Origin of the sequence: Oceanibacterium hippocampi (assembly GCF_900172325.1) — a bacterium.
GTDB lineage: Bacteria > Pseudomonadota > Alphaproteobacteria > Sneathiellales > Sneathiellaceae > Oceanibacterium > Oceanibacterium hippocampi.
This window is the reverse complement of record NZ_FWFR01000001.1, coordinates 164,822-181,465: the sequence shown is the minus strand read 5'-3', so window position 1 is coordinate 181,465 and position 16,644 is coordinate 164,822. Positions and strand designations below refer to the sequence as shown.

Here is a 16,644-nt window from a genome sequence, read left to right as displayed (position 1 = left end):
CTGGATGCTCGTCTGGTAGACAAGTGGGAGGGATTTGGTGCCCGGTATTCTCGACGGCATTCGCGTGCTGGATTTCGGCCGCTATATCGCCGGCCCTTACTGCGCGACCCTGCTCGGCGATTTCGGCGCCGAGGTGATCCGCGTCGAGAAGCTCGACGGCAGCGAGGACCGCTATCTTCTGCCGGTGGCTGACGACGGCGTCGGCGCGATGTATCTGCAGATCGGCCGCAACAAGCGCGGCCTGACCCTCGACCCGATGAAACCGGAAGGCAAGGACGTGGTGCGGCGCCTCGTCGCCACCGCCGACGTCGTGGTCGCCAACCTGCCGCAGGCGACGCTGAAGGCGATGGGGCTGGACTACGAGAGCCTTCGGGCGATCAAGGCGGATATCATCCTGACCACCGCCTCGGCCTTCGGGCACAGCGGTCCCTACAGCGAACGCGTCGGCTTCGACGGCATCGGCCAGGCGATGTCCGGCGCGATGCATCTTGCCGGAACCCCGGGCGAGCCCCGCAAGACCATGACGCCCTGGGTCGATTACGGTACGGCAAGCCTCTCTGCCTTCGCGACGCTGGCCGCCCTGATGGAGCGCCAGAAGAGCGGCCGCGGCCAGCAGGTCGAGGCGTCGCTCCTCGGCACCGCGGTCAATTTCAACAGCGCCTACCTGATCGAGCAGGCCCTGACCGGCGTGAACCGGGTCGGTTCCGGCAACCGCGGCCAGAATGCCGGCCCGACCGACGCCTTCCCGACGCGCGACGGGGCGATCCTCGTGCAATGCGTGGGCAATCAGCTCTTCAAGCGCTGGGCGCGTCTCATGGGCGATGCGGAGCGTTGGCTCGACGACCCGCGCTTCAAGGACGACCAGGCGCGCGGCGACAATGGCGACATCCTGAGCGCGCGCACCGCCGAATGGTGCGCGACCCGGACGACCGCCGAGGCCCTGGCCGAGCTCGACGCCGCTCGCATTCCCGCCGGCCCGGTCTACACGACGCAGCAGCTCATCGACGATCCCCATGTGAACGCGGTCGGCATGTTCGAAACCTGCCGTTATCCGGGGATCGAGAAGCCGGTTCCGGTCGCGCCGGTTCCGATCCGGCTTTCGGAAACGCCGGGCGCCGTCCAGCGCGCCGCCCCGACGCTCGGACAGCATACCGACGAGATTCTCGGTGAACTGGGTTACTCGGCGGACGAAATCGGCGCGCTGCGCGCTGCCGGCGCGGTCTAGGGGCGCTCAGTCGCCCGCGACCAGGGCCGGCTGTTCCGCGGAGGCCACCTTTACCGGGGCCTGCTCCTGATCGAGCCAGTGCACGATGAAGCGGTCGAGCCATCGCGACATGCGATTGTCGTGGCGGGCCCGGCCGGCGAGTTGTTCCTCGGCGCTCTGCGCGCCCCTGTTGCTGAGCCGGGCGGCGCCCTTGATGGTCCAGCGCCGGTTCATCGCCTCGGTCACTTCAGGATGGAACTGCAGGCCGTAGGCGTTCCGGCCATAGCGGAAGGCCTGGTTGCGAAAGATGTCGCCGGTCGCCAGAAGCTCCGCGGAATCGGGGACGCCGAAACCCTCGACATGCCACTGGAAGACGTGGAAGCCGGGTTCGAACAGATCCCGGCCGGCTGCGGTCGGGCAAATCGGGAAATAGCCGATCTCGGCCATCTCGTCGGCATGCGGCGTGACCGTTGCGCCGAGCGTGCGCGCCAGGAGCTGGGCCCCGAGGCAGATGCCGAGAAACGGCTTGCCGCTCTCGACCGCCCGGGGGATCCAGGCAAGTTCGTCGCGGATGAAGGCTTCATGGTCGTCGTTGGCGCTCATCGGGCCGCCGAAGACCACGGCGCCCGCGTAGTCGTCCATGCTGTCGGGAAGGGAATCGCCGCAGGCCGGCCGGCGGATCTCAAGGTCCATGCCATGGGTGCGCAGCCTGAGACCGACGCGACCCGGGTCGGAGTAGCGCTGGTGCACGATCAGCAGGATCTTCGGCGACGACTTTGCTGGAATCATGGGCGCCGAGGATAAGAAGCCGTCCGCATTCCGGCAAGCGTCGGCTCACATTGCACTGATGCCGCCATCGATGACGAGCTCGGCGCCGGTGACGAATTTCGACTCGTCGGAGGCCAGGTAGAGCACCGCGTAGGCCACGTCGTCAGGGTCGCCGATCCGTCCCATGGGCACCTGGCGGGCAAGTTTTCCATAGGCCTCGTCGCGGCCAAATTTCTCGACGTAACGGTTGAGAATCGGCGTCTTGATGAAGGTCGGATGGACCGAGTTGCAGCGGATCTCGTAGCGTTGCCGGGCGCAGTGCAGGGCCACCGACTTGCTCAGGTGACGGACGGCGGCCTTGGCGGAATTGTAGGACGCCATGTTGTGGCCGGCGATGATGCCGGCGATCGATGAGATGTTGACGATCGATCCGGGGGCGTTGTCGCGCATGTAGGCGAGCGAGAGCTTGCAGCCCCAGAAGACGCTGTCGAGATCGATGGCGTGAACCCGCTTCCAGGTTTCGAACTCGACCGCCTCGATATCGCCGCCGCCGCCGATCCCGGCGTTGTTGACGAGAATGCTCAAGCCGCCGAAATGCTCTTTCGTTGCCTCGAGTACGGCCTTCCAGTCGTCCTCGCTCGTCACGTCGTGACCAAGAGCCAGGCAATTGTCGGGGCCGATCCCGGCGGCGACACGCTCTGCCCCGGCGCGATCGATGTCGGTCAGCACGACCTTGGCGCCTTCGGCCGCCAGCATTCGTGATATTGCCGCGCCAAGCCCCCCGGCGGCGCCGGTGACCAGCGCAATCTTTCCTGCGACCCGTCCCATGTCGATCGTTCTCCCTGTTACTGTTTTCAGGCGGCAGCGAAACGGAGCAGGATCTTGCCGCCCCGTCCCGGCCGACCGGCATGGCGAAGCGCGTCGCCGAGTTCCTCGAACGGATAGATCTTCTCGACCGGCACATGGATCGTGCCGGCGGCGACGTAACGGGCCAGTTCGATATAAAGCGTGCTGATCTCGTCGGCCGAGGCGGTGCCGAACCAGGGGGCGAGCCAGAAGCCGCGCAGCGCGATATTCCGGAACACCACGTTCCGGCTCGAAAGCTGGCAATTCTCGCCCGAGAGCAGCCCGTAATTGACCACCGTGCCGCCGTCGGAAAGCGCGCTTGCCAGGCGTTCGGTCGCTTCCCCGCCGACCGCGTCCAGGGCGAGCTTCACCTTGCCGTCGCCGACGATCGCGGCAACGCGTTCGGCGAGATCGGGGCCGTCGACCAGGACGGCGTCGGCGCCAAGGGCGCCAAGCTCCGCCTCGACGTCGTCGCGGCGGACCACGTTGAGCGTACGCACGCCCATTTCGCGGGCGAGCGTGATCGTCGCGTGGCCGACCCCGGAATTGGCGGCGTTCTGGATGACCCAGTCGCCCGGCGTCAGCTCGACGAACTGCTTGAGCATCAGATAGGCCGTTGCCGGATTGACCCGCAGCATCGCGAGCTGTGCCGGGTCGCCGTCTCCCGGGAGATGGACCAGGGCGGCGGCGGGCGCGACGATCCGCTCGCGCCAGGCACCGCGACCGGGAAACAGCGTCAGGTCGCCGACGGCGAAGCTGTCGACGCCGGGGCCGAGCGCGGCGACCCGGCAGAGCCCTTCGCCACCCGCGATCAGCGGCAGTTTCGGCAACGACGAACCGTAACGACCTGACAGCAGGAGAAGATCGGCCGGATTGATCGGGCTGTAGAGAACCTCGAGCAGAACCTCGCCCTTGCCCGGTGCGGGGGGCTCATCGAGCTCGACAATGTCGCAGACCTCTTCCGGTGCGCCGATCTTCGAGAATTGTACCGCTTTCATCAGGGTCCGCCCGTTGCTGGAGTGCGCCGCCGCCGTTCGGCGCGGCGGCGACAGTCTAACGACCGCGCTCCCGAGGGCAAGGACGCTGCCCGGTGTTGCCGTGAATTCAGCGCGAGCGGTTTACAGGGCGCCGCCGGCCTCCATCTATTGCTCATGCCTGTTGCCGATCCGGGCAGGGACCAGGCATGGCAGAAAGCGGAAGGAGAGGCAGCGATGGACAGACGATGGCCGGGGATCTTCGCGCTGCTGGCGCTGGCAACGGTTTCCTGGACCGTGCCGGGCCTCGCGGTGGCGGCAGACGACCAGGTCGAGGCGGTTGGCGTCCGGCATCTGATCCTGCCCGAGCAACTGCCGGCGCCGTTCGCGAGCGAGAGCGTCGCCAATTCGCCGGCGCGGGTCGCCCGCCCGACTTTCGCCGGGCTCACGGTTCCGGCAGGCTTCACGGCGTCGATCTTCGCCGATCGGCTGGAGCATCCGCGCTGGTTCCTGGTTCTCGACAACGGCGACGTGCTCGTCTCGGAACCGAAGGCGTCGCGGATCACGCTGCTTCGTGACGGCGATGGTGACGGCAAGGCCGAGGTTCGCCGGATCATCGCGGACGGGCTGGATCGCCCGCATGGCATGGCGTGGCGCGACGGCTGGCTCTATGTCGGCGAGCCGCGGCGGATCGTGCGGATGCGCTATGCGCCGGGCGACGACGCGGTGTCAGGCTCGCCTGAGCCGGTGACCGGCGACGGCGCGCTCGGCGATGGACGCGGCCACTGGACGCGGAATCTCCTGTTCGACGCGGACGGCGGTGGCTTTCTCGTCACCGTCGGCAGTCGCGGCAATGTCGGCGAGGAGGACCCGGTTCGCGCCAGCGTCCAGCATTTCGATGCGGGCGGCGACGGTCAGCGGACATTCGCCGACGGTTTGCGCAATCCGGTCGGGATCGCCCGCCACCCCGACACCGGCGACGTCTATGTCGTCGTGAACGAACGTGACGGCTATGGCGACGATCTCGTGCCCGACTTCCTGACGCGTATCCGGCAGGACGAGTTCTTCGGCTGGCCCTATGCCTATGCCGGCGGCATTCCCGATCCGGACTACGGCGATCGTGCGCCGGAGAAGGTCGCGGCGACGGTTCGCCCTGACGTTCTTTTCCAGGCCCATTCGGCGCCGATCGGCCTCGCGTTCTACGATGGCAGCCTGTTTCCACCCGACTATCGCGGCGATGCCTTCGTGGCGCTGCGCGGGTCGTGGAATGCCGCCCGACCGACCGGCTACAAGATCGTCAGGGTGCCGTTCCGGGACGGCCGCCCGCTCGGACATTACGTTGATTTCGCGTTGGGATTCCGACTCGGCGACGGCGACCGGGCGCGCGTCTGGGGGCGCCCGGCGGGGCTCGCCGTGGCCGCGGACGGTGCGCTTCTGGTGGCTGACGACACCGGTGGGACGGTCTGGCGGATCGCCTGGCGCGGCGAGTGACCACTGGCCCGGGGGCCTCTCCAAAGGTGTCGCGGGCTTGATTTCAGGTTGAGCTTTTACGCCGTTTGGCGGAGTATACAAAGCTTCGGGGACGAACTGTGAAAACGTGGTGTGCGGCGTATATCTTGCGCGGTATGGGCGCCGCCGTACTGGATATTGAACTGCAAGCTGGGATTTGGGCACGGGAATGACTTGGACCGAGGAACGCGTCGAACTGCTGAAAGAGCTTTGGGGAAACGGCAAGACAGCGGCGGATATCGCCGAAGCGCTGGGCGGCGTGACCCGTAACGCGGTGATCGGAAAGGCCAACCGGCTGAACCTGTCAGCCAAGGGTGAGGCCAAGCCTGCGTCGGTTCGGGCGGAGCCGTCGGCAAAGCGGCCCTGTCAGTGGCCGATCGGCCATCCCGGTGAACCGGACTTCCGCTTCTGCAACAAGGAGGCGGCGGCAGGAAAGCCCTATTGCGTGCATCACTGCAATCTGGCTTACCAGAACCGGGACAGCGCCGCGGCCTGAACGGGCCGGCGAGGGCCGTCGGATGGCGGCCGGCAACAGATGAAGACGGGTCGGGTGGCGACATGCCATACCGGCCCGTTCGCGTTTCCGGCGAGGATTTCACGGCCAGACGGGCAAGTCATCGACCGGGCGATGCTCAGCCGTTGGCGACGCGCCGCAGGAAATTCAGGTCGACAGGCAGCTTCTCGCCGAGCCAGAGGGCATTGTTGCTGTGATCGGCCACATCGTCGCCGGTTTCCGGATGCACCAGGATCGCCAGCGGGCCCCGGTTCAGCATCAGCCATGGGACGAAGCGGTGAAACAGGTCCGGCGTGAAGGCAACCTGGTACATCGCGCGCGCATGCGGCCCGACCGGGCTTTCGCGCCAGCGACCGAGCGCGACCGGGAAGGCTTCGATGATGGCGCGCCGCAGGGCGGCAGCGCCCGCCCGCGTCTCCGCTTCGTAATAGATATGGGCGTGATAGCCCGTGATCTCGCCAATGTCGCGCATTCCGCGCCCCGCGTCAGTGTCGCTCCGATCCTGACCATCGGCCATCGGCACGGCTCTTGGCAAGCGGATCGGCGGCGACGGAGCGGTGCCGCGGGGGCAACAATCGATATCGGTGGGTCCGCGACCGACGATCAGGCGTTCGGTGACGGCGCGACGGCGGCCGCGGGCCTGTCGAGGCTGACGGCTTCGCCCTTGGGCAGCCTGTAATCGGCGCTTTCATCGAAGATCGTGAAGGCGGCGACGGCCGCCAGCGCGATGGCAAGGAGCAGGGTGCGGAGGTCATTACTGATCGACATCGTTCGCGTCTCCTTCTCTTCGGCGCATTCGCGACCCTGGTGGCGGGCTATCCGCCTCCCCCGGTTGGGGTTCTGGCGGACATCGCCGACCATTGTCGCCACGGCCCGTGAATCCTTGGTGATTCGGACGTGACCGACCGGCCCATTGTCCTCGGGCGTTCCGGTTCCGGCGGTCGTTCGCGACCGTCTTCCGGTTCCCATCCGTCACAGGCCCATAGATAGGGACGGATTGCCAACGCGAAAGGCCCTGCGAACCGGACCGTGAGGGCCGTCACACCCGGGCCGGCTTATCGTCTCAGGACGTCCACCGTGCGTGCGACGACAAGCATGTAGACCACGTGAACGACCAGGGACGCCCAAGTATAGGGACCGAAGCCGAGCATGAAGGGGCGCCCCGCGAGCGGCGCCAGGATTGCCTGGGCGATCGCCCATAGGGCGACGCCGGTGACGAGCGCGGGCGCCACGCTCGAGCGGGCGCCAGAAACGGCTCTGACGAGCGCGAAGAGCAGGGGAAAGCCGAGCAGTCCGAGCGCCAAGTGGATGCTTACCGCGAGCTTCACCGGGATCTCCAGCCCGAACTGGACGTGGGCGAGCGCGCTGACCAGGATGTCCGGGCGCATGGCCATTCCGAGAACGGTCGGGGCGACCCACCAGGAGAGCAGTTCGAGGACGACTTCACCGATCCCGCCCGCCGCCAGCAGGACGAGCAGGTACCTGTATGCGCCCGTGCCGGCGAAATCGAAACTGGATAGCCCCACCGTGTCTTCTCCTCCCTGAATGGCGCGAGGAGAAGACGTGGGGTGGCGGCAGGTTACTTCAAATGCTCAAGTTCCATCAAATTGACGTCAGAAAATCAGGGATTCGGCATGGAATGACGCTGACCGGCCTGGCCACGCGGAATACCGGCAGCAACGTCACGGCATCCGGCCGGACGGGATCCGGCGTACGGAAATCCGTCTGCGCGGCATCAGGATCCGGGAAGGGGGAAATTGGTGGAGCCGAGGGGAATCGAACCCCTGACCTCGACATTGCGAACGTCGCGCTCTCCCAACTGAGCTACGGCCCCACAGGACGACCCGTTGAGGCGGGCCGTGCGGCGATCATATAGGGATCGGCGTCGCTGCCTGTCAAGCGGCTTTCCGGCCGTCCGGCGCGGCGATCCGGTGCTTGCCCTTCGGCCGGTGGACGACTACATCTAGGCCGAATTCGACAGGACGGGGTGGCCGATGATTGCTTTTCTCCAGCTCGTGGACACGATTATCACGATCTATATCTGGATGCTGATCGGGTCCGCGATCCTCAGCTGGCTGGTCGCTTTCAACGTGGTCAACACCCAGAACCGGATCGTCTACGTGATCGGCGATTTCCTCTATCGCGTGACCGAACCGGTGCTGCGGCCGATCCGGGGCATCCTTCCCAACCTGGGCGGCATCGACATCTCACCGATCATCCTGATCCTCGGGTTGATCTTCGTGCGCAATCTCATGTTCGAGTATCTTGTCTGACGCGAAGGGGCCGTTTTTCACGCTGCCTGACGGTATCGGGCTCGCGATCCGGCTGATACCGAAGGGCGGTCGCGACGCGGTCGACGGCATCGTCGATGACGGCGAGGGCGGGCGACGGCTGAAGCTGCGGGTCAAGGCGGTGCCCGAAAAGGGCAAGGCGAACGCGGCGCTGATCCGCTTTCTCGCGCGCCAGTGGCGGATGCCGCAAGGCGAGATCACACTGGTTGCCGGCGCCAGGGACCGAAACAAGACACTTCATGTCGCCGGCGAGCCCGCCACGCTCGCCCCGCGGCTGAGAGACTGGCTCCGCGCCCAGGGCGACTGAGCCCCGGCGGGAGCCCGAGTGGGCCGACAGAACGAAGCGGAACCGAGCGATATGAGCGAAGCGAAAGCAACCGCCCCGGCGGACAACGTCATCGACTGCAAGGCGTTCGCCGCCGGCATCAGGGCGCGCGTCGCCGCGCAGGTCGCGGCCCTCAAGCCGCAGGGCCTGACCCCCGGCCTGGCCGTCGTGCTGGTCGGCGAGGACCCGGCCAGCCAGGTCTATGTCCGCAACAAGGGTAAACTGACGCGCGAGGCTGGCATGCGGTCGGAAGAGATCCGCCTGCCGGCGGACACGCCAGAGGCGGACCTGATCGCCGCTGTCGAGACACTGAATGCCGATCCGGGCATACATGGCATCCTCGTGCAGATGCCGCTGCCCGGCCATATCGACGAGCAGCGGGTGCTGGCCTGCATCGATCCGGTCAAGGATGTCGACGGGCTGAGCGTCGTCAATGCCGGCCGTCTCGTCGCCGGCGAGGACGGCATGGTGCCCTGCACGCCGCTCGGCTGCCTCATGCTGCTGAAGGACCGGCTCGGCGACCTCACCGGCAAGCGGGCACTGGTGCTCGGCCGCTCGCTGCTCGTCGGCAAGCCGATGGCCCAGCTCCTTCTGGCCGAGAACTGCACGGTCACGGTGGCCCACTCGCGCACCCGGGAGCTTGCCGAGGAATGCCGGCGTGCCGATATCCTGGTGGTCGCGGTCGGCCGCCCGGAGATGGTCCGAGGCGACTGGGTGAAGCCGGGTGCGACCGTGATCGATGTCGGTATCAACCGGATCCCGGGCGAGAACGGCAAGAACCGCCTGGTCGGCGATGTCTGTTTCGCCGAGGCGGCGAAGGTCGCCGGCGCGATCACGCCGGTGCCGGGCGGCGTCGGCCTGATGACGATCGCCTGCCTGCTCGTCAACACGGTAACCGCCGCATGCCGGCAGGCCGGCTTGGCTCCGCCGGAGGTCTGACGACGTCCCGCGCGGGCGGGCATTTATCCGGACGTCTCGAGAGAGGGCAAACGGATGCTTGATGTCGACCAGTTTCGCAGCAGTGTCGTTGTCCCGGTGCTGACCGCGCTTGGCCTCAACAGCCCGGCCGCGCAGAATCTCCTGCTTGGCACCGCTGCGGTCGAAAGTCGCTTTCGCTATCTCCGGCAGCTGAACGGCGGGCCGGCACTCGGCCTCTACCAGATGGAGCCGACGACCGAGCGCGATATCTGGGACCGCTTTCTCGCCTATCGCTCGAGGCTCCGCTCGATGGTCCGGGGCTTCCTTGTCGGCGAGGGCCCGTCACCGGAACGCCATCTGCAGCTGATCTGGAACCTCGCCTACGCGACCGCGATGTGCCGGGTGCACTACTTCCGCGTCGCCGAGCCGCTGCCGGCGGCGGACGACGCCGAGGCGCTGGGCCATTACTGGAAACTCCATTACAACACGCGGGCAGGCGCCGGCGACGTTGGCGGCTTCGTCAGCGCCTATCGCCGTCTCGTCCGGGGACGAAAGCCGTCCGGCAACGCCGATCCCTGAACCGGCGCCGCGCGGATGTGCCGGTGCTGCCGATCAGCCGCGCTGGCGGTTGAGCAGGCGCAGGCGGAGCGCGTTCAGCTTGATGAAGCCGGCCGCGTCGCGCTGATCGTAGACGGTGTCTTCCTCGAACGTCACATGGTCGAGCGAATAGAGCGATTGCGGGCTCTTGCGGCCGACGACGCTGACCGAGCCCTTGTAGAGCTTGAGCCGGACCGTGCCGGTGACATTCTCCTGGCTCTTGTCGATCAGCGCCTGCAGCATCTCGCGCTCGGGCGAGAACCAGAAGCCGAAATAGATCAGCTCCGCGTAGCGCGGCATCAGTTCATCCTTCAGATGCATAGCGCCGCGGTCCAGCGTGATGCTCTCGATCCCGCGATGGGCAGCGATCAGTACCGTGCCGCCCGGGGTCTCGTAGATACCGCGGCTCTTCATGCCGACGAAGCGGTTCTCCACCAGGTCGAGCCGGCCGATGCCGTTCGCCCCGCCGAGCTCGTTGAGCCGGGTGAGCAGCGCCGCCGGGCTCAGCCGCTCGCCGTCGACGGCGACCGGGTCACCCTTCTCGAAATCGATCTCGACATAGCGCGGCTTGTCCGGCGCGTCCTCCGGCGCCACGGTGCGCGAATAGACGTACTCGCCGGCCTCCTCCCAGGGATCCTCGAGCGCCTTGCCCTCGGCCGAGATGTGCAGAAGGTTGGCGTCGACCGAGAACGGTGCCTCGCCACGCTTGTCGCGGGGGATCGGGATCTGGTGCTCCTCGGCGAAGCGGATCAGCTTGGTGCGGGAATTCAGGTCCCACTCCCGCCAGGGCGCGATCACCTTGATGTCCGGATTGAGCGCATAGTAGCTGAGTTCGAAGCGGACCTGGTCGTTGCCCTTTCCGGTCGCGCCATGGGCGACGGCGTCCGCGCCGACCGCCCTGGCGATCTCGATCTGGCGCTTGGAAATCAGCGGCCGGGCGATCGAGGTGCCGAGCAGGTAGACCCCCTCGTAGAGGGCGTTGGCGCGGAACATCGGGAAGACGAAATCGCGGACGAACTCCTCGCGCAGATCCTCGATGAAGATCTCCTTCACGCCCAGCATCTCGGCCTTGGCGCGGGCCGGTTCGATCTCCTCGCCCTGGCCGAGGTCGGCGGTGAAGGTGACGACTTCGCAGTCATAGGTCTGGCGAAGCCACTTCAGGATGACGGAGGTGTCCAGGCCGCCGGAATAGGCGAGCACGACTTTCTTGATCTGAGCGCTCATGAAACAGGCTTTCGTTCAGCTTTCCCATCCGGATGACGCCGGAGACGGGCGCGGAGTATAGGGCAAGCGGCCTCGGGTGCAATTGCCGAGATGGCCGCGATTCTCGGCGGTTCGGGGGTCAGCCTTCGGCGAGCGCCAGTCGTTTGCTCACCCGTTCCTTCTCGCTCGCCGACTTGAGCTGGCCACAGGCGGCCATGATGTCGCGGCCGCGCGGCACCCGGACCGGCGAGGAGTAACCGGCGTCGAGGACGATATCGGCGAAGCGCTTGGTGGCGGCGTGGGTCGAGGTATCGTACGGGGCGCCGGGCCACGGATTGAACGGGATCAGGTTGACCTTGGCCGGCAGGCCGTCGAGCAGGCGGACGAGCGCGCGGGCGTCCGCCGGGCTGTCGTTGACGTCGCGCAGCATGACATACTCGAAGGTGATCCGCCGGGCGTTGTTGGCGGCCGGGTAGTCGCGGCAGGCCTGCAGCAGTTCCTTGATCGGATAGCGCCTGTTGATCGGCACCAGGACATCGCGAAGCTCGTCGTTCACCGCGTGCAGCGAAATCGCCAGGTTGACGCCGAGCTCGGCGCCGCAGCGTTCGATCATCGGCACGACACCGGACGTCGAGAGCGTGATTCGCCGCTTCGAGAGCGCGATACCCTCGCCGTCCATGACGATCTTCAGCGCCTTGGCGACATTCTCGTAATTGAGCAGCGGCTCGCCCATCCCCATCATCACGATGTTGGAGATCATGCGCTCGCCGGTCGGCGACGGCCATTCGCCGATCGCGTCGCGGGCGACCATCATCTGCGAGACGATCTCGGCCGGCGTCAGGTTGCGCACCAGCTTCTGGGTGCCGGTATGGCAGAAGGTGCAGGTCAGCGTGCAGCCGACCTGGCTCGAGACGCAGAGGGCGCCGCGATCCTCCTCCGGGATATGGACGCATTCGACTTCCTGGCGGTCGGGAAACCGGACAAGCCATTTCCGCGTGCCGTCGCTGGAAAGCTGCGCCGAGGTGATTTCGGGCCGGGCAACGACGAAATGCTCGGCAAGCCGCGCCTGCAGGGTCTTCGAGATCGTGCTCATGAGCGCGAAGTCCCGCACGCCCCGGAAATAGATCCAGTGCCAGAGCTGGTTCGCGCGCATGCGGGTCGCGCGGGCGGGTTCACCGATTGCGACCAGCGCCTCGGCGATCTCCTCCCGGGTCAGGCCGACGAGATTAATCTTCCCGTCGACGGGGCGCTCGACGCGCCCAGTTGCACGGTATTCCGGCACGATGGTCATGTGCCTGGCCTTTCCAAACGGCTGCCGCCTAGCGGCAGGACTGACGAATTGCACCCTGGGCGGCGCTGAAGCCGAGCAGCGAATAGGTGTCGGTGGTACGCGTACCACGCGTCGAGACGCCGACGACACTCATTTTCGCGCCACGACGCATGGCGTCGATGATGGTAGCATCCGTCGTCGAATCGGCCGCCCAGGCGGTTTCGTCGCTGATCAGGGTGAGCTGGAAGCTCTTGCCGTCGACCGTGACCTGGACCGGAACCGCGCTGTCGTAGGGATAGCCGGTATTGTGGCTCACGACTTCCTTGGCGCCGGCGGCCTGGCGGTGGGTCACCATTATGTAGATGTCGCCCCGGTTGGCGCCCTTGGGCTCTGACGACTTCGGCCGGCTGATCATGTAGCAGATCTTTTCGCCGTCCTTGACCCAGGAATAGGCGGTCCAGTCCCTGAAACTGCCGATCGACTGCGGCGGCGTCTGGGCGGAAGCGGGGCCGGCGAACGCGAGCACGACGGCGAGGAGGGGGAGAAGAGCGATTTTCAGCATGGCGATCAGAAGATAGCGTTGGCTGGGCGCGATTTCCATAGGTGAACTGGATGTCGGCCGTCACAGTCCGGATTCGTCCGGGCCATGCCCGTGATTGTCGATTCGGCGCGGCCGGTTTGCCCGGCGAACCGCCGCCGCCGGCAGCCCTGCCGCAAGGTGAAAGGCGCGCCGGGATCGAATTCGCCTCTGGCGCGGTGACCGTGGCCCATGCGAAACAGGGGGCCGCGATCTGCGGCCTGCCGGCGCGGCGCGAGACGAAGGGCGGGGCCGTCCGGTCGGCCCCGAAGCGAGCGATTGGGTGTGTCGATGAGCAAGCTTCCGCTTCCTGAATCAGATCCGGCCCCGTTCCGCATCGGCGTGACCCGTGGTCCGCTGGTCGAAAGCACGCATGCCGTGTCGGGCGCGATCGTCGATGCGACCGGGGCGCTCCGGGCCCATTGGGGCGACATCGACCGGCCGATCTTCTGGCGCTCGGCGATCAAGCCGATACAGGCAATCCCGCTGCTCGAAAGCGGCGCCGCGGAGGCCTCGGACCTCGGCGACCGGGAGATCGCACTGGCCTGCGCCTCCCACAACGGCGAGGCGATGCATGTCGAGGCAGTCGGTGCCTGGCTCGCCCGGGTCGGACTCGGCAAGGGCGATCTCGAATGCGGCTGTCACTGGCCCTATCACGAGGAGAGCGTGCGGGCGATGGCGCGCCGTGGAGAAGAGCCGACGACGCTGCACAACAATTGTTCCGGCAAGCACGCAGGCATGCTGACCACTGCGCATTTCCTGAAGGAGGAGACGCGGGGCTATGTCGGACGCGAACACAGTGTCCAGCGCCGGGTGACCGGGGTGTTGTCCGACCTGGCGGGGATGGCGCTCGACCGGGCGCCGTCCGGCACCGACGGCTGCTCGATCCCAACGATTGCCTTCCCGGCCCGGGCCGCGGCGCTTGCCGCCGCCCGCTTCGCCGCGCCCGATCGGCTGCCGGCGACGCGCGCCGCCGCCTGTCGCCGCATCGCCGCCGCGATCGCCGCGGCGCCGGAGATGATCGCCGGTTCGGGCCGGATGTGCAGCGCTCTGGTCGCCGCGACCGGCGGGCGGGTCCTTGCCAAGGTCGGCGCCGAGGGCTGCTATCTCGCCTTTGTTCCGGACGCGGGCGTGGGAATCGCGCTGAAGAGCGAGGACGGCACCACGCGCGCCGCCGAGGCGGCGCTGGCCATCGTGCTCGCCCGGTTCGGCTATATCACGGATGCCGAACTGGAACGGTTGCGCAGCTTCGCCGCGCCGGTGCTGCGCAACCGGAACGGCATCGAGGTCGGGCGGATCGGCCTGGCGCTGTCCGACCGTGAAATCGTTCAGCCCATTTGACGACGGACCGGACAAGCGGCTATTGAGCGAAACCCGATGGACGGTATCGGCGGCGTATCAGGAGGAAAACAGGACCAATGAAAGCGTTGCTCTGCAAGGAATTTGGCGATCCAGACATCCTGGTGATGGATGAGATCGAGGCGCCGAAGGTCGGCAAGGGCCAGGTCCGGATCCGGATCCATGCCGTCGGCTGCAATTTCCCCGACACCCTGATGATCGCCGGCACGTATCAGTTCAAGCCGTCGTTCCCGTTCGCGCCCGGCATGGAAAGCAGCGGCGTGGTCGCCGAGGTCGGCGACGGCGTCAGCGGTCTCAAGGTCGGTGACCGGGTGATGGCGAGCCATGGCGTCGGCGGCTTCGCCGAAGAGGTCGTGGCGCCCGCGACCAACGTTTACAAGATCCCCGATTCGATGCCCTTCGACCAGGCCGCGGCGTTCCCGGTGACCTACGGCACGACTTATCACGCGCTCGTCGACCGGGCCAACCTGCAGCCCGGCGAAGTTCTGCTGGTGCACGGCGCGGCCGGTGGCGTCGGCCTGAACGCGGTCGAACTCGGCCGCAATCTCGGCGCCCGGGTGATCGGCACCGTGGGCTCGGATGCCAAGGCGGACATCGTGCGTGAGTACGGCGCGGAGCATGTCATCAATTATTCCAAGGAAAGCATCAAGGACCGGGTCAAGGAGCTGACCGACGGCAAGGGCGCCGACGTGATCTACGATCCGGTCGGCGGCGACGCCTTCGACCAGTCGATGCGCTGCATCAACTGGAACGGCCGCCTGCTCGTGATCGGCTTCGCCTCGGGCCGGATTCCCGAGCTCCGGACCAACCTCGTGCTGCTCAAGGGCTGTCAGGTGGTCGGCGTCTTCTGGGGCGCCTTCGCCAGCCGCGATCCGGCTGCCAACCGGGCCAATTTCGAAGCCATGCTGAAATGGTACGAGGATGGCAAGATCAAGCCGCATGTCTCGATGCATTTCCCGCTCGAGAAGGGGGCGGACGCCCTGAAGTCGCTGTTGAACCGCAAGGCCACGGGCAAGGTCGTGGTCACGGTTCGCGACTGACATGGCATCGGCGGCGGATGGGCCGGAGAGCGGCGATGGCGCGGTACGCCAGCAATACGAGCTCTATCCTTATCCGCCGCGCGATCCGGCGGACGAGGCACGGCGGCTGATCACCGGCTCGCCAAGCCAGCTTCCCGAACTCAATCACTATGTCTTCGCCGGCAGCCGGGACTTCCGGCGCTCCTTCCGGGCGCTGGTCGCCGGCGGCGGAACCGGCGACGCGGCGATCATGCTGGCCCAGCAACTGGCCGACGCGGGTCGGGCCGGCTCGGTCACCTATCTCGATATCTCCGCCGCCTCCCGGGAGATCGCCGAGGCCCGTGCCGCGGCGCGTGGCCTCACCAACATCCGCTTCGTCGAGGGGTCACTGCTCGATCTGCCGGAACTCGGTCTCGGCCGCTTCGACTACATCGATTGCTGCGGCGTGCTGCACCACCTTGCCGATCCGCTGGCCGGGCTGAAGGCGCTGGCCGCGGTCCTGCACGAGAACGGCGGGATGGGGCTGATGCTCTATGGCACCCTCGGCCGGAACGGCGTCTACCCGTTGCAGGAGGCGCTCCGCAGCCTGGTCGGCGACGATCCGCTGGACGCCCGCATCGCGGCTGCCCGGGCGTTGCTCGGCGAGCTGCCGGAGAGCAACTGGTTTCGCAAGAACCAGGCGCTCGGCGATCACCTGCTCGGCGCCGATGCGGCGCTCTTCGATCTCCTGCTGCATCCCCGCGACCGGAGCTACCGGGTGCCCGAGATCTTCGACCTGTGCGGGCAGGCGGGCCTGGCACCGAGTGGTTTCATCGAGCCGATTCGCTACGATCCGCTGAGTTATCTCACCGACCCGCTGTTGCGCGAGCGGGCCGCCGAACTCGCCTGGCCGGAGCGGCTGGCACTGGCCGAGAATCTCGCCGGCAATCTCAAGACCCACGTCTTCTACGCGGTCAGGTCCGAACGCGCCGAGCGCGCCGCTGCCCGCTTCGACAAGCCGCTGGTCGTGCCGTTCCTGCGTGAGGGCGATCCGCGCGCGCTGGCCCGGCTGATGGCCAAGGGCGGCAACCTGAAGGTGACCTTCGACGGCGCCGAGATGCGGTTGCCGATCCCCACCGGCGCGGCCGAGATCGTCGCCCTCGTGGACGGCAAGCGCAGCCTGGGCGAGTTGCAGAAGCTCGCCGGGCTTGACCGGGCGACCTTCTTCGAGCGCTTCGAGCCGGTCTACAACCTGCTCAACGGCCTCAACCTGATGCTGCTCAGGCGCTGA

General features: G+C 67.0%; 19 protein-coding genes and 1 tRNA gene. 10 read left to right on the top strand and 10 right to left on the bottom strand.

Annotated elements, in window-relative coordinates; all coding sequences use genetic code 11:
* Positions 1–37: 37 nt before the first annotated feature.
* Positions 38–1,225: a CaiB/BaiF CoA transferase family protein gene (locus tag OCH7691_RS00810; RefSeq protein ID WP_085881531.1), complete on the top strand. Its 1,188-nt coding sequence runs from the start codon at positions 38–40 to the stop codon at positions 1,223–1,225.
* A gap of 6 nt (positions 1,226–1,231) precedes the next feature.
* Here the strand turns inward: OCH7691_RS00810 and OCH7691_RS00805 are convergent, their stop codons facing one another.
* Genes OCH7691_RS00805 through OCH7691_RS00795 form a run of 3 tightly spaced genes read right to left on the bottom strand, consistent with a single transcriptional unit; the run spans position 1,232 to position 3,816 of the window.
* The gene (locus OCH7691_RS00805) at positions 1,232–1,993 is read right to left on the bottom strand and encodes a glutamine amidotransferase-related protein (RefSeq protein WP_085881530.1); all 762 of its coding nucleotides are present in this window, start codon (positions 1,991–1,993) and stop codon (positions 1,232–1,234) included.
* Positions 1,994–2,038: 45 nt separating this feature from the next.
* Complete coding sequence (locus tag OCH7691_RS00800; protein ID WP_085881529.1) at positions 2,039–2,800, bottom strand: SDR family oxidoreductase; 762 nt, start codon at positions 2,798–2,800, stop codon at positions 2,039–2,041.
* Between the two features lie 26 nt (positions 2,801–2,826).
* A complete protein-coding gene (locus tag OCH7691_RS00795; RefSeq protein ID WP_085881528.1) occupies positions 2,827–3,816 on the bottom strand; it encodes a zinc-dependent alcohol dehydrogenase family protein in 990 nt (329 codons plus the stop codon).
* Between the two features lie 213 nt (positions 3,817–4,029).
* Between OCH7691_RS00795 and OCH7691_RS00790 the strand changes: the two genes are divergently transcribed.
* Both OCH7691_RS00790 and OCH7691_RS00785 read left to right on the top strand, forming a co-directional pair.
* Positions 4,030–5,283 (top strand): PQQ-dependent sugar dehydrogenase, encoded by a 1,254-nt coding sequence (locus OCH7691_RS00790; protein WP_176244879.1) that lies wholly within the window; start codon positions 4,030–4,032, stop codon positions 5,281–5,283.
* A gap of 187 nt (positions 5,284–5,470) precedes the next feature.
* The gene (locus tag OCH7691_RS00785) at positions 5,471–5,797 is read left to right on the top strand and encodes a GcrA family cell cycle regulator (protein WP_085881526.1); all 327 of its coding nucleotides are present in this window, start codon (positions 5,471–5,473) and stop codon (positions 5,795–5,797) included.
* Positions 5,798–5,933: 136 nt separating this feature from the next.
* Here OCH7691_RS00785 and OCH7691_RS00780 read toward each other — a convergent pair whose 3' ends face one another.
* The 4 genes from OCH7691_RS00780 to OCH7691_RS00765 all read right to left on the bottom strand — a co-directional run bounded on the left by OCH7691_RS00780 (position 5,934) and on the right by OCH7691_RS00765 (position 7,649).
* Complete coding sequence (locus tag OCH7691_RS00780; protein WP_085881525.1) at positions 5,934–6,287, bottom strand: DOPA 4,5-dioxygenase family protein; 354 nt, start codon at positions 6,285–6,287, stop codon at positions 5,934–5,936.
* Positions 6,288–6,418: 131 nt separating this feature from the next.
* Positions 6,419–6,583 (bottom strand): hypothetical protein, encoded by a 165-nt coding sequence (locus OCH7691_RS23145; protein ID WP_176244878.1) that lies wholly within the window; start codon positions 6,581–6,583, stop codon positions 6,419–6,421.
* Positions 6,584–6,870: 287 nt separating this feature from the next.
* Positions 6,871–7,341 (bottom strand): hypothetical protein, encoded by a 471-nt coding sequence (locus OCH7691_RS00770; RefSeq protein ID WP_085881523.1) that lies wholly within the window; start codon positions 7,339–7,341, stop codon positions 6,871–6,873.
* Positions 7,342–7,573: 232 nt separating this feature from the next.
* Positions 7,574–7,649 (bottom strand) — tRNA-Ala (locus tag OCH7691_RS00765).
* Positions 7,650–7,809: 160 nt separating this feature from the next.
* On the opposite strand from OCH7691_RS00765, the gene OCH7691_RS00760 reads away from it, so the two are divergent.
* The 4 genes from OCH7691_RS00760 to OCH7691_RS00745 are packed head-to-tail and all read left to right on the top strand — an operon-like array spanning position 7,810 to position 9,928.
* Complete coding sequence (locus tag OCH7691_RS00760; RefSeq protein ID WP_085881522.1) at positions 7,810–8,088, top strand: YggT family protein; 279 nt, start codon at positions 7,810–7,812, stop codon at positions 8,086–8,088.
* Positions 8,081–8,413, top strand: a complete 333-nt coding sequence (locus OCH7691_RS00755; protein ID WP_139839469.1) for a DUF167 family protein — start codon at positions 8,081–8,083, stop codon at positions 8,411–8,413. The genes OCH7691_RS00760 and OCH7691_RS00755 overlap by 8 nt, the downstream gene beginning before the upstream one ends.
* A 51-nt stretch (positions 8,414–8,464) precedes the next feature.
* Positions 8,465–9,370, top strand: a complete 906-nt coding sequence (folD, locus tag OCH7691_RS00750; RefSeq protein WP_085881521.1) for a bifunctional methylenetetrahydrofolate dehydrogenase/methenyltetrahydrofolate cyclohydrolase FolD — start codon at positions 8,465–8,467, stop codon at positions 9,368–9,370.
* 54 nt (positions 9,371–9,424) lie between these two features.
* The gene (locus OCH7691_RS00745) at positions 9,425–9,928 is read left to right on the top strand and encodes a hypothetical protein (RefSeq protein ID WP_085881520.1); all 504 of its coding nucleotides are present in this window, start codon (positions 9,425–9,427) and stop codon (positions 9,926–9,928) included.
* A 33-nt stretch (positions 9,929–9,961) separates the two neighbouring features.
* On the opposite strand, the gene OCH7691_RS00740 is transcribed toward OCH7691_RS00745, so the two are convergent.
* From OCH7691_RS00740 to OCH7691_RS00730, 3 genes are all read right to left on the bottom strand, one after another.
* A complete protein-coding gene (locus OCH7691_RS00740) occupies positions 9,962–11,170 on the bottom strand; it encodes an argininosuccinate synthase (protein ID WP_085881519.1) in 1,209 nt (402 codons plus the stop codon).
* 118 nt (positions 11,171–11,288) lie between these two features.
* Complete coding sequence (rlmN, locus tag OCH7691_RS00735; RefSeq protein WP_085881518.1) at positions 11,289–12,440, bottom strand: dual-specificity RNA methyltransferase RlmN; 1,152 nt, start codon at positions 12,438–12,440, stop codon at positions 11,289–11,291.
* Between the two features lie 28 nt (positions 12,441–12,468).
* Entirely contained in the window at positions 12,469–13,020 is a 552-nt protein-coding gene (locus tag OCH7691_RS00730; RefSeq protein ID WP_085881517.1) for an invasion associated locus B family protein, read from the bottom strand.
* 267 nt (positions 13,021–13,287) lie between these two features.
* Between OCH7691_RS00730 and OCH7691_RS00725 the strand changes: the two genes are divergently transcribed.
* The 3 genes from OCH7691_RS00725 to OCH7691_RS00715 all read left to right on the top strand — a co-directional run bounded on the left by OCH7691_RS00725 (position 13,288) and on the right by OCH7691_RS00715 (position 16,644).
* Positions 13,288–14,337 (top strand): asparaginase, encoded by a 1,050-nt coding sequence (locus OCH7691_RS00725; protein WP_085881516.1) that lies wholly within the window; start codon positions 13,288–13,290, stop codon positions 14,335–14,337.
* A 77-nt stretch (positions 14,338–14,414) separates the two neighbouring features.
* Positions 14,415–15,395 carry an NADPH:quinone oxidoreductase family protein gene (locus OCH7691_RS00720; protein ID WP_085881515.1) on the top strand — a complete coding sequence of 327 codons (981 nt, stop codon included), beginning with the start codon at positions 14,415–14,417 and terminating at the stop codon, positions 15,393–15,395.
* 1 nt (position 15,396) lies between these two features.
* Positions 15,397–16,644 (top strand): class I SAM-dependent methyltransferase, encoded by a 1,248-nt coding sequence (locus tag OCH7691_RS00715; protein ID WP_085881514.1) that lies wholly within the window; start codon positions 15,397–15,399, stop codon positions 16,642–16,644.